The following is a 13,483-nucleotide window of genomic DNA, read 5'->3' on the forward strand; positions in this document are numbered from 1 at the left end:
CTCCGCGCGCCTCTCACCCGGTCCGCCACTCCCAGTAGTCTTTGACCATGTCCGTTCCGCACTGGCCCGCGCCCGCGGCGACCGCTCCCGTCACCGCCACCGTGTCTCTGCCCGGCTCCAAGTCGGTGACCAACCGCGCGCTCGTCCTGGCCGCGCTCGCCGACGGCCCCGGCGTGGTGCGCCGGGCGCTGCGCAGCCGCGACGCCGACCTGATGGTGTCGGCCCTGCGCGCCCTGGGCGCCACGCTGGTGTCCGAGGGCGAGAGCGGCGCGGGGGTCGACTGGCGGGTGACGCCGGGCCCGATCCGGGGCGGCGCGCGCATCGACGCCGGGCTGGCGGGCACGGTCATGCGGTTCGTCCCGCCGGTGGCCGCGCTGGCCGACGGCCCGGTCTCCTTCGACGGCGACCCGCACGCGCGCAAGCGACCGATGGGCCCGATCCTCGACGCCCTGCGCTCGCTCGGGGCCAGGGTCGACAACGACGCGCTCCCGTTCACGATCACCGGGCCGCTGGCGGGCGGCGAGGTCACGCTGGACGCCTCGGGCTCGTCGCAGTTCGTGTCCGGGCTGCTGCTGACGGCGCCGCGGTTCGAGAAGGGCATCACGATCCGCCACGTCGGCCCGCCCGTGCCCTCGCAGCCGCACATCGAGATGACCGTCGAGATGCTCAGGGCGGCGGGCGTCACGGTCGACGACGGCGAGCGCGACGTGTGGCGCGTCGAGCCGGGCCCGATCGCGGCCGGAGACCTGACCGTTGAGCCCGACCTGTCCAACGCGGCCCCGTTCCTCGCCGCCGCCCTGGTCACCGGCGGCACGGTCACCATCCCGGCCTGGCCCGCCGCCACCACCCAGCCGGGCGACGCCCTGCGCGGCCTGCTGACCGCCATGGGCGCCACCGTCACCCGCTCCCCCGACGGCGCCGACCTGGTGGTCACCGGGCGCGCGTCGGGCGAGGTCGCCGGCATCGACGCCGACCTCCACGAGGTGGGCGAGCTGACCCCGACCATCGCCGCCCTGGCCGCGCTCGCGAGCACGCCGAGCCGCATCAGGGGCGTGGCCCACCTGCGCGGCCACGAGACCGACCGGCTGGCCGCGCTGGCCACCGAGATCGGCCGCCTGGGCGGCGACGCGGAGGAGACCGACGACGGCCTGGTCATCCGCCCCCGCCCGCTGCACGGCGGCACCTTCCACAGCTACGACGACCACCGCATGGCCACGGCCGGGGCGGTGATCGGCCTCCGGGTGCCCGGCGTCGAGGTGGAGAACATCGCGACGACCGCCAAGACCCTGCCCGACTTCGTCCAGATGTGGACGGCGATGCTGGACGCCCGATGACGGCGGGTCCCATGGCCGGTCTCGCGGGGGAGTTTCGCGGGGGAATCGCCGGGCACGTCGGAAAAGGGCGGCGCACGAGGGTCCCCCGCCCGCATGGCGACCACGAGATCCACCGGCACGGCGCCATGTCCGCGTGCCCGGGGAAGTGAGCGAGCACATGGGAGCAGACCGCTGAAGAGGCGGGAGTACGACGAGGACGACGTACGGGTCAGGCCGGGCAGGGGCTCCAGGCCGCGGACCCGGATCCGCCCTGCCCACGAGGACGCCGTCGAGGGGTTCGTGGTGGCCGTCGACCGTGGCCGCTACACCACGCTGGTCGAGCCCGAGCGCCCGAAGGGCTCGGCGCAGAAACGCCGCCAGCAGGCGCAACGACGTCTCGTGGTGGCCATGAAGGCCAGGGAGCTGGGCCGCAAGGGCATCGTCGTGGGCGACCGGGTGGCCCTGGTGGGCGACGTCTCCGGCCGCCCCGACACCCTGGCCAGAGTCGTACGCGTGGAGCCGCGCACGTCGATGCTGCGCCGCTCGGCCGACGACACCGACGACACCGACGGCATCGAGCGCCCGGTCGTGGCCAACGCCGACCAGCTCGTCATCGTCACCGCCCTGGCCGACCCGCCGCCGCGGCCCCGCATGATCGACCGCATCCTGGTGGCCGCCTTCGACGCCGAGATCGACACCCTGCTCTGCCTCACCAAGTCCGACCTCGCCCCGCCCGACGAGCTGGTCGCCCTCTACGAGCCCCTGGGCATCGCCCACGTGGTCGTGCACAAGGGCGGCTCGCTGGAGGAGCTCCACGACCACCTCGCGGGCCGCGTCAGCGTCCTGGTCGGCCACTCGGGCGTCGGCAAGTCCACCCTGGTCAACGCCCTGGTGCCGGATGCCAACCGGGCCGTCGCCCAGGTCAACGCCGTGACCGGCCGCGGCCGCCACACCTCCACCTCCGCGGTCGCGCTGGAGCTGCCGGAGGGCGGCTGGATCATCGACACGCCGGGCGTGCGCAGCTTCGGCCTGGCGCACGTGTCGGCCGAGACCGTGCTGGCCGCCTTTCCCGACCTGGTGGAGGGCACGGTGGAGTGCCCGAAGGGCTGCACCCACCTCGGCGCCGAGTGCGCCCTTGACGCCTGGGTCGCCGCCGGAAACGCCGACCCGGCCCGGCTCGAATCCCTGCGCCGCCTGCTCTCCAGCCGCGAAGGCACCCTGGACGACACGCCCTGACCCACATTTTCCACGGGCCCGTAACTCAAACAGTGGAATGACCGATCTGGGCTGTCTGGACGCCCTTTTACCTTGACGGCGAAACAGCAGTTCTTGCCCAGTCTCACGGAAAAGTCCGCTTTACCCCCGACCGGAAGCCGGAGCACTGGGGACAATTCCGGTAGCGTTGGCGACCGTGCAGGGTTATAGCGATGATCTTCGCCTCGCGCATGTCATGGCGGACGCCGCCGATGATCTGACCATGCGGCGGTTCAAGGCGGTCGACCTCAAGGTCGACACCAAGCCCGATCTGACGCCGGTCAGCGACGCCGACCGCGCCGTGGAGGAGGCCATCCGGGGCACGCTGCGCCGTGCGAGGCCGCGCGACGCGGTGGTGGGCGAGGAGTTCGGCAAGACCGGCTGGGGCGCCCGTTCGTGGATCATCGACCCGATCGACGGCACCAAGAACTACGTGCGCGGCGTCCCGGTGTGGGCCACGCTGATCGCGCTCATGGAGTACGGCCGGGTCGTGGTCGGCCTGGTGTCGGCCCCGGCGCTCGGCCGGCGCTGGTGGGCGGCGACCGAGGGCGGCGCGTGGACCGGCAAGAGCCTGGCCAAGGCGTCCAGGATGCGGGTCTCCTCGGTGTCGTCCCTGGAGGACGCGTCGTTCTCCTACTCCAGCTTCGGCGGGTGGGAGAAGACCGGCCGGCTCGACAACTTCCTCGACCTCGGCCGTGTCTGCTGGCGCAACCGGGCGTACGGCGACTTCTGGTCGCACATGATGGTCGCCGAGGGATCGGTGGACCTGTCGGCCGAGCCCGAGCTGTCGCCGTGGGACATGGCGGCGCTGACGGTGATCGTCGAGGAGGCCGGGGGCCGCTGGACCGACGTGGCCGGGGTGCGCGGGCTGGAGGGCGGCAGCCTGGTCTGCACCAACGGCATCCTGCACGACGAGGTGATCGACCGCCTCAACGGCATCCCGCGATAGCCGCGCCTCCCTTCAGCGCGCCGGGCAGCCTCCCGGCGCGTCTCAGAGCGCCAGCACCCGCCGTACGGCGTCCATGAGCCCCTCGCGGTAGGACCCGCCGAACAGCACCACGTGCACGAGCAGCGGATGCAGCTGGTGCAGCGGCACCCGCGCGCGCCACCCCTCCGCCAGCGGGAACTCCTCGTGGTAGGCCCCCAGCACCCGGTCGAGGTACGGCAGCCCGAACAGCGCCAGCATGGCGAGGTCCGTCTCCCGGTGCCCGCCGTGCGCGGCCGGATCGACCAGCACCGCCGACCCGCCGGACCACAGCACGTTCCCGCTCCACAGGTCGCCGTGGATGCGCGCGGGCGGCTCGGCGGGCCCCGCCACCGCGGCGAACCGCTCCACGGCCCGCTCGACGAGCGCCACGTCGGAGGCGGGCAGCCGGGCCTGCCGCAGGAAGGGCAGCACCCGGCGGGAGGCGTAGAAGGACGGCCAGTCGGGCGCGGGCGAGTTGTCCATCGGCAGCTCGGCGATGAACCCGGGCCACGGCGCGCCGAACCCGCCGGCCCCCGCCCGATGCATCCCGGCCAGCGCACGCCCGAACCGCTCGGCCGCCGCCGCGCCGGGCGCCTCCTCGCGTACCCACGACAGCACCAGCCGGTCGGGACCCACCTCCACCACCTCGGGCACCGCGATGGCCTCGCCCAGCCAGCGCAGCCCGGCCGCCTCCGAGGCGAAGACCTCCGAGGCCGCCCCGGTCTTGGCGAACACCTCGCGCCCGTCGTCCAGCACGCCGCGCACCCGCCGCCACCCGTGCGACGAGCCCAGGCTCTCAGTCGATCTCATCGGCGATGTGCTCGGCCACGCCCGCGGCGGCGGACTCGACCAGCGCGAGCACCTCCTCGAAACCCTCACTGCCGCCGTAGTAGGGGTCGGGCACCTCCGCCCCCTCCCCGGCGGCCGGATCGAACGAGCGGAACAACCGCACCTCCACCCAGTCGGGCGCCAGCCGCCGCAGGTTGGCCAGGTTGTCCCGGTCCATGGCCAGCACCAGGTCGTAACGGTCATACCAGTCGCGGGTGAACTGCCTGGCCCGGTGGGCCGTGCCGTCGTACCCGTGCTCGCTCAGGATGGCCAGCGCCCGCTCGTCCATCGGGTCGCCGGCGTGCCAGCCGCCGGTTCCGGCACTGTCGACGGTGACCCGGTCGGCCAGCCCGCGGTCGGCGAGCGCCCGGCGGAGCACCACCTCCGCCATGGGTGACCGGCAGATGTTCCCCATGCACACCAGGCATACGCGATACGTCATAACTCCCATCATGGCCGCGACCGGGCGCGTTCACCGAACGTTCACCCTTGTCAGGGGGTCCAAGTCACCTTCGCTGCATAGCTTCATGGCGACTAAGGATCAAGTGGGAGGAAACCCAACCGTGAAGTATGCAGGCCGGCTCGCCGCCGTCGCCGTCGTCGGCGCGCTCTCCCTCGCTGCGTGCGGCACCGACAACAACACCACCGGCGCCGGCACCACGGCCGCCAGTGCGCCCGCCGCGGGCAATGACAATGGTCTGAGCGGTACGATCAACGCCGCGGGCTCCTCGGCCCAGGCCAACGCGATCACCGAGTGGACGAAGAACTTCACGGCCACGAACCCCGGTGTCACCCTCAACTACCAGCCCAGCGGCTCGGGCGCGGGCGTGCAGGCGTTCATCCAGGGCACGGTCGCGTTCGCCGGCTCCGACTCGGCGCTGAAGGACGACGAGCCCGCTCAGGCGGACGCCCGCTGCAAGACCGGCAAGGCGATCAACATCCCGATGGTCACCGGTCCTGTCGCGGTCGTCTACAACCTGCCCGGCGTCGAGGGTCTGCAGCTGTCGCCCAAGACGCTCGCGGGGATCTTCAACAGCAAGATCACCAAGTGGGACGACGCCGCCATCAAGGCCGAGAACCCCGACGCCACGCTGCCCGCCACGCCGATCCAGGCCTTCCACCGCTCGGACGAGTCGGGCACCAGCGACAACTTCACCAAGTTCCTCAAGGCCACGGCCGCCGACGGCTGGCCGTACGAGCCGGCCAAGGCGTGGCCGGCCGAGGCCAAGGGCCAGGGCTCCAAGGGCTCCGACGGCATCTCCGCGTCGGTGAAGGACACCGAGGGCGCGATCAGCTACGTCGAGCTCTCGTACGCCGAGAACTCCTCGCTGCAGAAGGCCAAGGTCGCCAACGGCGCCGGCGAGTACGTCGAGCTGACCGCGGAGAGCGCGGCCAAGACCGTCGAGACGGCCGAGATCAAGGGCACCGGCAACGACCTGGCCCTGTCGATCGACTACGCCACCAAGACCCCGGGTGCCTACCCGATCGTGCTGGTGACGTACGAGATCACCTGCGAGAAGGGCCTGTCCGCCGAGGAGTCCAAGGTGGTCAAGGCGTTCCTGACCTACACCGCCAGCGACGAGGGGCAGGCGGCGCTGACCGAGCTGGGCTACGCCCCGCTGGCCGGCGAGCTGCTCACCAAGGTCCGTACCGCTGTCGAGGCGATCTCCTGACACCCCGATGACCACCCATCTGAAGACCCGTGACGGCGGGCCGGCCACGCGCCGGTCCGCCTCTCGGCGCAGCCATGGTGAGGGTCCCTTCCGCTTCGTCTCCACCGCGGCCGGCGTCGTCCTGCTCGGGATCATGGCGGCCATCGCCGTGTTCCTCATCAGCGAGGCGATCCCCGCGCTCCAGGCGAACAAGGGCTCCTTCTTCACCGACCTGATCTGGGAGCCCAACAGCAGCGGCGTGTTCGGCATCGGCGCGCTGGCGTTCGGCACCGTGCTCAGCTCGGCACTCGCGCTGGTCATCGCCACTCCGATCGCGGTCGGGGTGGCGCTGTTCATCTCCCATTACGCGCCGCGCCGCCTGGCCGCGCCGCTCGGCTACCTGATCGACCTGCTCGCCGCCGTGCCCAGCGTGGTCTACGGCCTGTGGGGCGTGGCGTTCCTGGTGCCGCTGCTCAGGACGCCGTCGCAGTGGCTCAACGAGCACCTCGGCTGGTTCCCGCTGTTCGCCGGCGAGGGCGCCATCGGCGGCAAGACCATGCTGGCCGGCGCCGTCGTCCTGGCGATCATGATCCTGCCGATCATCGCGGCCATCTCGCGGGAGGTGTTCCTCCAGGCTCCCAAGATGAACGAGGAGGCCGCGCTCGCGCTCGGCGCGACCCGCTGGGAGATGATCAGGATGGCCGTGCTGCCGTTCGGCCGCCCGGGCGTCATCAGCGCCGCCATGCTCGGCCTCGGCCGGGCCATGGGCGAGACCATCGCGGTCGCGCTGATCTTCCCCGCCACCTTCGACATCAGCTTCGAGATCCTCACCCCGCACGCCAACAGCATCGCCGCCAACATCGCCAACGGCTTCGGCGAGGCCACCGAGATGGGCAGGGGCGCGCTGATCGCCTCCGGCCTGGTGCTGTTCGTCATCACGCTGCTGGTGAACATGGGCGCGCGCATGGTCATCAACCGCCGCAAGGAGTTCGCGAGGACCGGCGCATGACAGGAATCCAGCACATCTCGACCAGCCGCCGCATCAAGGACAAGTTCGTCCAGGGGCTGGTCTACCTCGCTTTCGCGCTGGCCGTGGTGCCGCTCGTCTCCGTGCTCTGGCTGGTGATCTCCAACGGCCTGGCCCGCTTCGACCTCGACTTCCTCACCCACTCGATGCGCGGCATCGGCGCCCGCGACGCGAACGGCGGCGCCTACCACGCCATCATCGGCACGCTGGAGCAGGTCCTGCTGGCCTCGCTCATCTCGGTCCCCATCGGCCTGTTCACCGCGATCTACCTCGTCGAGTACGGCAGGGGCGGCCGGCTGAGCCGCTCGATCAGCTTCTTCGTGGACGTCATGACCGGCGTGCCGTCGGTGGTCGCCGGCCTGTTCGTCTTCGCGTTCTGGATCCTCTTCCTGGGCTTCGAGTTCTCCGGCTGGGCGGGCGCGCTCGCGCTGTCCATCCTCATGATGCCGACCGTGGTCAGATCGGCCGAGGAGATGCTCCGGCTGGTCCCGGGCGACCTGCGCGAGGCCTCGTACGCGCTGGGCGTGGCGAAGTGGCGCACCATCGTGAAGGTCGTGCTGCCGACGGCGTTCACCGGCATCGTCACCGGCGTCATGCTGGCCGTGGCCAGGGTCGCCGGCGAGACCGCGCCGCTGCTGATGACGGTGTTCTTCACCAACTCCATCAACAACGACCCGTTCACCGGGCCGCAGATGGGCCTGCCGCTGTTCGTCTTCGACCAGGCGGGCCGCCCCAACGACACCGCCGTCGACCGGGCGTGGGCCGGCGCGCTCACGCTCATCCTGATCGTCATGCTGCTCAACCTGGTGGCGCGCCTGATCGCCTGGTGGCGCGCGCCCGCCAGGGGCCGATAGGGGGTAACCGCCGCAATGTCCAAGCAGATCCAGGTCTCGGGGCTCGACGCGTACTACGGGTCGCACAAGGCGATCGAGGACGTGTCGATGACCATCGAGCCCCGCTCGATCACCGCGTTCATCGGGCCGTCCGGCTGCGGCAAGTCGACGTTCCTGCGCACGCTCAACCGCATGCACGAGGTGATCCCCGGCGCACGCGTCGAGGGCAAGGTCCTGCTCGACGGCGAGGACCTGTACGCCCCCACCGTCGCGCCCGTCTCCGTACGCCGGATGATCGGCATGGTCTTCCAGCGCCCCAACCCGTTCCCCACGATGTCGATCTACGAGAACGTGGCCGCCGGGCTCAGGCTCAACGGCCGGGTGAGCAAGTCGCAGCTCGACGGCATCGTGGAGGAGTCGCTCAAGGGCGCCAACCTCTGGAACGAGGTCAAGGACCGCCTCAACAAGCCGGGTGCGGGTCTGTCGGGCGGCCAGCAGCAGCGGCTCTGCATCGCCCGGGCCATCGCCGTCCGGCCGCAGGTCCTGCTGATGGACGAGCCATGCTCGGCCCTCGACCCGATCTCCACGCTGGCCATCGAGGACCTCATGGCCAAGCTCAAGGACGAGTTCACGATCGTCATCGTCACCCACAACATGCAGCAGGCCGCCCGGGTCAGCGACAGGACCGCGTTCTTCAACCTCGCCGAGCAGGGCAAGCCCGGCAAGGTGGTCGAGATGGACGAGACCTCCCGCATGTTCACCAACCCATCTCAGAAGGCCACGGAGGACTACATCACGGGGCGCTTCGGCTGATGACCCCACAGCAGGCGGCTTCCACGGTGAACGGGGACGCGCGGACCAAGCCCGTACTGCTCATCGCCGACCCCGACGGCGCGGCCGTGGAGGACCTCGCCACGGCGCTCGAACGCGAGGGCGTGGCCGTCACGGGCGCGCCCGACGGCGCTCAGGGGCTGCTGCAGGCAGGCGCCCTGCAGCCGGACGTGGTGCTCGTCTCGGCCACGCTGCCGGTCATCGACGCGGTGGAGTTCGTCCGCGCGGTACGCCTCGCGCGGGCCGTACCCGTGCTGCTCGGCGTCGGCGAGGGGCACGCCGAGCAGGCGGTACGCGCCCTCGCCGCCGGCGCGGCCGCCTGCGTGGCCAGGCCCTACCGGGTGACGGAGCTGCTGCCGTTCATCCAGGCCGCATCGCCCGGGTCGCGCAAGGTGCTGGCCGTGGGCGGGGTCGAGCTGGACCTCCAGGCCTACCAGGTACGGGTCGGCGGGCGGGCCGTGCACCTGCCGCTGCGGGAGTTCGAGCTGCTGCGGTACCTCATGCGCAACGCCGACCGTACGGTCACCCGCGAGCAGATCATGCGCCACGTGTGGCACGCCGCGGCGACCACCTCGACCAACACGATCGCCGTGCACGTCAAACGGCTGCGCGCCCGGCTGGGCGATGATGACGACCAGCTCATCCAGACCGTACGCGGTGTCGGCTACCGGCTGGTCACTCCGGGCACGTCCGAAAATCCCGCATGATCCGCCGCACCACGCCTTCGACGGTCGCGATGCCGTACCCGACGTCAGGGCTGCCCTCGGTGAGCACGGCCACGGCGTAGTCGCGGCCGTCTCCCCTGAGCAGGCCCACGCTGATCGTGGCCCAGAGCTTGTTCGAGACGCGCCTGAGCCAGCCGTTCTTCAGCGCCACGCGGTCGCCGGCGCACGCGGCGGCGCTGATCCCCCAGTTCTGGCCGTCGATCACCCGGCCCATGAGGTCGAGCACGTGCTCGCGGTCCGCGGCCTTGAGCGGGCTCTTGCCGGACACCAGGGCCCGCATGAGGCGGATCTGGTCGTCCACCGACGTCCTGGTGATCCCCCAGCAGTACAGGTCCACGCACTGGCCGGCAACGCCCTGCGTGTCCTTGAGCCCTAATCTCCTGCCCGCCTTTGTGAAGCCGGCCGCGCCGCCGACGCGCAGCCACAGGCGGTCGGCGGCGTGGTTGTCGCTGTAGCGGATCATGAGCTCCGCGTCGTGCCGGACCGCCTGCGGGAGTTTCTTCCACGGGGTCTTCAGCAGGAGCGCCATGAGGATCTGGACCTTGGCGGTGCTGGCGGTGATCAGCCGCTCGCCCGGGTGGTAGCGGTAGAGCCGGCCGGTCGCGAGGTCCTTGACCATGGCGGTGACCTTGACGTTCCGGCCCGCGAGATAGGCGTCGAGCCGCCGGGTGATCTGCTTGGCGGGGATCGGCGCCACGCTCTCCTCCGAGGCGACCTCCACCAGCCACGCCCCGCCGCCCTCGGTGGCGGCCTGCTCATGATCAGTCGTCTCCTGCTCCCGCACTCCGACGAGCACGGGAGCCTCCGGCACGGACATGGTGGCGACCGGCGGGGGCGATGCGGGGAGGAGGGCCGTGAACAGGGCGAGCGCGATGACCGCTCGTGGTATCGCCTGTCCCCGGCCCGCGATCATTGACGCATTATCACGAAAAATCGTGACAGGCCGCTAGACAGCGGCGGCGACCAGTTTCGCGATCGAGTCGTCGTCACAGCCGTCCCAGAAGCCCCCCACGACGTCCTCCAGATGCTGGAGCGACTCGGCCCGGAACAACACATCCTGATATTTCGTGATGTCGTAGTGCGTCGTGCCCATCGCGGCCAGGTCCAGCGGGCGGATGTCCATCCCGCGGAACTCCTCGATCTCCCCGTACGAGGACAGGATCCCCGCCCCGTACGCCTTGAGCTCGCCCGCCTCCCGCATGACCCCGAACTCCAGGGTGAACCAGAACACCTTCGACACGAACTCCAGCGCCTCCTCCGTCTCGACCCGCCGCGCCGCCTGGCCGGCCAGCCGGTAGAGGGCCGCGTACCGCGAGGCGGCCAGAGCGTTGGCATGCCCGATCACCTCGTGGATCACGTCGGGCTCCGGCGTGTAGAACGGCACGGAATGGTGCCGGATGTACTGCGTCGAGTGGAAGTACCCGTCGGCCAGCACGCCGTAGAAGTCGCGCAGCGGCACGAGCCCGGCGGCGGGCAGATACCGGAACCCCGTCAGCGGCTCCAGCAGCTGCGAGACCTCCTCCAGCTGGGGGATCCTCTCCCGCGGCAGCCCCAGGCGCTCGGCGCCGCCGAGGTACTCGGAGGTGGCGTACTTGGCGTGCTTGACAGCCAGCTCGCTGATGACCAGGGCCCAGACCTCGTGCTCCTGCTCGGTGTACTCGGCGGCCGGGATGGGCGTGCCCGGACGGTGGTCGACGGCCAGCCCGGCGATCGCGTTCCGCCGCGCCCGATACACCGGATCCGCGAACCCCGGATGGGACGCGGACAACTCGACCACCACCGACCCGTCCGCCTGGGCGGCGATCGGGGCGAAGTACTGTGCTTCCTCGAACATGCACAAATGACAGCAAGTCCGGCATTGGCTGGCAAGAGCGCCCAGTTTAGCTGGGCGATACGCTAGCTTCCGCATCACAAATCCGGCTATACCTGGTCGAATCGCACAGTCATGGGAGGGTCTGCCATGGACGATCTGGACGCCAGGCTCCTGGTGACCATGCGCGCCCATCCCCGCATCGGCCTCACCGAGCTGGCCCGGGTGCTGGGGGTGGCGCGGGGAACCGTACAGGCTCGGGTGGAGAAGCTGACGGCCGGAGGCGTGATCGAGGACTTCGGCCCGACCGTCTCGCCGGCCCGCGTCGGCTACCCCATCATGGCGTTCGTGTGGCTGCAGATCGCCCAGGGCCGGCTCGCCGAGGCGGTGGAGGCGTTGCGGACCGTGCCCCAGATCCTGGAGGTGCACGGCACCAGCGGCCAGCACGACCTGCTCTGCCGCGTCGTGGCCCGCACCACGGACCACCTACAGGAGATCATCGCCGACATCCTCGCGTCCCCTGCCGTGCAGCGCACGGACACGACCATCGCCCTGTCCACCCAGATCCCCTACCGGATCGAGCCCCTCCTCGAGAACCGGTAGTACGACATCTCTCACAGTCATGGCCCCGGACACGCCGAAACACCTCGACCTGATCGCCATCCCCGACCCACGACAGGACAGGGAACATCGCCTGACCTGGTCCATCCGGCAGCGACGGCACGCCAACGCCGAAACAACTCCGTGATCCCAACGATCTACAGCTGCCGTATCAGTGTCCGCCGTCAGCGACAGGACCGTGGCCCGCAGTGAATAATCGAGACCCTTGGACGAACAGGGGGCGCGAATGACAGCGGCTCGGCGATTAAGCGCTCTTTTCGTCCTGGTGTTGTTGCCGCTCACAGGGCAGCAAGCGGCGAACGGCGTTGCGCGGAAGGACTACGTCAGATACGCCGATTCCACCTGTACGGGCTGGCGGAAATTCAACGAGTACGAGCATTGCGCTCCATGGCGGCTGTGGCTGAGAAGCGGCCGGGTGATACGCCTGACAGATGCGAGGATGGCCCAGCCGAACACCTCGGCCCCTTCGCCGGTCGGCCAGTCGCCACACGGCTCCACCGTGGCCTATTACCGTTTGCGGGACGACGCGCTGGTCGTCCGCGACGTCACCACCGGCAAGGTCCGCGTCGTGCCCGGTGAGAAATGGCTACCGGACCTGCGGCGGTTCAGCCTGTCCCCAGGCGGCCGCTTCGCGGCCTTCCCGTACGGGTGGAACGGCGCAAGGGAGCCGTTGTCCCGGGTGGTGGACACCGTCACTGGGCAGGTGCACACGTTCCCCTTCACAGCAATGCACATTCTCTTCAGCCCGGACAACCGGCACGTGCTGGTCTATCCCTCATCAGACTTCGCGAGCCGTACGCGTGCCTCGGTCGTGGTCTACTCGACCGAGACCTGGACCGAGGTACGCCGCGGCACCTCTCCCGTGTCGATGCCTGCGGCGCTGCGGATGGGCGGCGCCACGCTCGCCTGGGTCGACCCCAGCGGCGGCACTCCGTACATCCGGCTCCGGGACATCGCCACCGGGGCCCCGGCCGGAACCGCGATGAAAATGCCGGCCGGCGAACGCCCCATAGCCCTGACCTGGGACCGAGCCGATCACCTGGATCTCCTGACCGAGGTCGTCCACAAGACCGACAAGCGGTTTGCGACCTACCGCATACGCCGGGCGAACGGCGGCATGCGCGTCATCGACACCTACACGCACTCGAAACGCACCACCTTCTAGTAGGCGGCCGTCTCTGAGGTGTCGACGCTGGTTGTGGCATCGTCGGGCACGAGTTCGGACCAGCTCCCGCAACGCCGCCAGCCGTGGGCTGTAGGCAAGGTGAAACGCCGGCTCGGAAGGCTCGCTGATCGAGCGCCGGATCAGCAGTCAATGGGTGGGGATGACGACCAGCGCCCATCTCTGGATCCGGGACCGCACGACAAGCGCTGCCAACCGGCATGTTGTGGCTTGATGCGGAACTCCGCCTCGGAGGGATACGTACGCGTCTACCGCTCCGTGCGGGCGATCATCAAGCCCCTGAGCACGATCTACGGCTGCCCTCTGGGCACAACAAAAAAGGGGGTCCGACGCGCAAGGCGTCGAACCCCCTCCAAAGATTGTCCGGCGGTGACCTACTCTCCCACACCCTCCCGAGTGCAGTACCATCGGCGCAGAGAAGCTTAACTTCCGGGTTCGG

Annotated in this window: 14 protein-coding genes and 1 rRNA gene; 10 read left to right on the forward strand and 5 right to left on the reverse strand. The window is 70.3% G+C overall.

Annotated features, from left to right (window positions below; translation table 11 throughout):
• The first annotated feature begins 47 nt into the window (after window positions 1–47).
• The 3 genes from aroA to hisN all read left to right on the forward strand — a co-directional run bounded on the left by aroA (window position 48) and on the right by hisN (window position 3,516).
• A complete protein-coding gene (aroA, locus tag FH608_RS48515) occupies window positions 48–1,334 on the forward strand; it encodes a 3-phosphoshikimate 1-carboxyvinyltransferase (RefSeq protein WP_139637998.1) in 1,287 nt (428 codons plus the stop codon).
• A gap of 171 nt (window positions 1,335–1,505) precedes the next feature.
• Entirely contained in the window at window positions 1,506–2,549 is a 1,044-nt protein-coding gene (rsgA, locus tag FH608_RS48520) for a ribosome small subunit-dependent GTPase A (RefSeq protein WP_139638011.1), read from the forward strand.
• A 175-nt stretch (window positions 2,550–2,724) separates the two neighbouring features.
• Complete coding sequence (gene hisN, locus FH608_RS48525; protein WP_139637999.1) at window positions 2,725–3,516, forward strand: histidinol-phosphatase; 792 nt, start codon at window positions 2,725–2,727, stop codon at window positions 3,514–3,516.
• Between the two features lie 42 nt (window positions 3,517–3,558).
• Here hisN and FH608_RS48530 read toward each other — a convergent pair whose 3' ends face one another.
• Both FH608_RS48530 and FH608_RS48535 read right to left on the reverse strand, forming a co-directional pair.
• Window positions 3,559–4,344 (reverse strand): fructosamine kinase family protein, encoded by a 786-nt coding sequence (locus FH608_RS48530; protein ID WP_139638000.1) that lies wholly within the window; start codon window positions 4,342–4,344, stop codon window positions 3,559–3,561.
• Window positions 4,331–4,804 (reverse strand): low molecular weight protein-tyrosine-phosphatase, encoded by a 474-nt coding sequence (locus FH608_RS48535; protein WP_139638001.1) that lies wholly within the window; start codon window positions 4,802–4,804, stop codon window positions 4,331–4,333. The genes FH608_RS48530 and FH608_RS48535 overlap by 14 nt, the downstream gene beginning before the upstream one ends.
• A gap of 121 nt (window positions 4,805–4,925) precedes the next feature.
• Between FH608_RS48535 and pstS the strand changes: the two genes are divergently transcribed.
• The 5 genes from pstS to FH608_RS48560 are packed head-to-tail and all read left to right on the forward strand — an operon-like array spanning window position 4,926 to window position 9,412.
• The gene (gene pstS / locus FH608_RS48540; protein WP_139638002.1) at window positions 4,926–6,035 is read left to right on the forward strand and encodes a phosphate ABC transporter substrate-binding protein PstS; all 1,110 of its coding nucleotides are present in this window, start codon (window positions 4,926–4,928) and stop codon (window positions 6,033–6,035) included.
• Between the two features lie 7 nt (window positions 6,036–6,042).
• Window positions 6,043–7,023 (forward strand): phosphate ABC transporter permease subunit PstC, encoded by a 981-nt coding sequence (gene pstC, locus FH608_RS48545; RefSeq protein WP_139638003.1) that lies wholly within the window; start codon window positions 6,043–6,045, stop codon window positions 7,021–7,023.
• Entirely contained in the window at window positions 7,020–7,895 is an 876-nt protein-coding gene (gene pstA / locus FH608_RS48550; protein ID WP_139638004.1) for a phosphate ABC transporter permease PstA, read from the forward strand. Before pstC ends, pstA begins: the two co-directional genes overlap by 4 nt.
• A 15-nt stretch (window positions 7,896–7,910) precedes the next feature.
• Window positions 7,911–8,687, forward strand: a complete 777-nt coding sequence (gene pstB / locus FH608_RS48555) for a phosphate ABC transporter ATP-binding protein PstB (protein WP_139638005.1) — start codon at window positions 7,911–7,913, stop codon at window positions 8,685–8,687.
• Window positions 8,687–9,412, forward strand: coding sequence for a winged helix-turn-helix transcriptional regulator (locus FH608_RS48560; RefSeq protein ID WP_139638006.1), 726 nt, complete (start codon window positions 8,687–8,689; stop codon window positions 9,410–9,412). Before pstB ends, FH608_RS48560 begins: the two co-directional genes overlap by 1 nt.
• Here FH608_RS48560 and FH608_RS48565 read toward each other — a convergent pair.
• Together FH608_RS48565 and FH608_RS48570 are read right to left on the reverse strand one after the other, a co-directional pair.
• Window positions 9,381–10,343: a serine hydrolase gene (locus tag FH608_RS48565; RefSeq protein WP_226900559.1), complete on the reverse strand. Its 963-nt coding sequence runs from the start codon at window positions 10,341–10,343 to the stop codon at window positions 9,381–9,383. The two genes, FH608_RS48560 and FH608_RS48565, sit on opposite strands and share 32 nt — an antisense overlap.
• Window positions 10,344–10,376: 33 nt before the next feature.
• The gene (locus FH608_RS48570) at window positions 10,377–11,264 is read right to left on the reverse strand and encodes a phenylalanine 4-monooxygenase (RefSeq protein WP_139638007.1); all 888 of its coding nucleotides are present in this window, start codon (window positions 11,262–11,264) and stop codon (window positions 10,377–10,379) included.
• Between the two features lie 126 nt (window positions 11,265–11,390).
• Between FH608_RS48570 and FH608_RS48575 the strand changes: the two genes are divergently transcribed.
• Together FH608_RS48575 and FH608_RS48580 are read left to right on the forward strand one after the other, a co-directional pair.
• On the forward strand, window positions 11,391–11,843 hold the full coding sequence (locus tag FH608_RS48575) for an Lrp/AsnC family transcriptional regulator (protein ID WP_139638008.1): 453 nt from the start codon (window positions 11,391–11,393) through the stop codon (window positions 11,841–11,843).
• A 457-nt stretch (window positions 11,844–12,300) separates the two neighbouring features.
• The gene (locus FH608_RS48580; RefSeq protein ID WP_193319056.1) at window positions 12,301–13,026 is read left to right on the forward strand and encodes a hypothetical protein; all 726 of its coding nucleotides are present in this window, start codon (window positions 12,301–12,303) and stop codon (window positions 13,024–13,026) included.
• A 379-nt stretch (window positions 13,027–13,405) separates the two neighbouring features.
• On the opposite strand, the gene rrf is transcribed toward FH608_RS48580, so the two are convergent.
• Window positions 13,406–13,483: ribosomal RNA gene (rrf, locus tag FH608_RS48585) — 5S ribosomal RNA — on the reverse strand; the annotation flags it as partial.

Origin of the sequence: Nonomuraea phyllanthi (assembly GCF_006334985.2) — a bacterium.
In the GTDB taxonomy this organism is placed as follows: Bacteria; Actinomycetota; Actinomycetes; order Streptosporangiales; family Streptosporangiaceae; genus Nonomuraea; species Nonomuraea phyllanthi.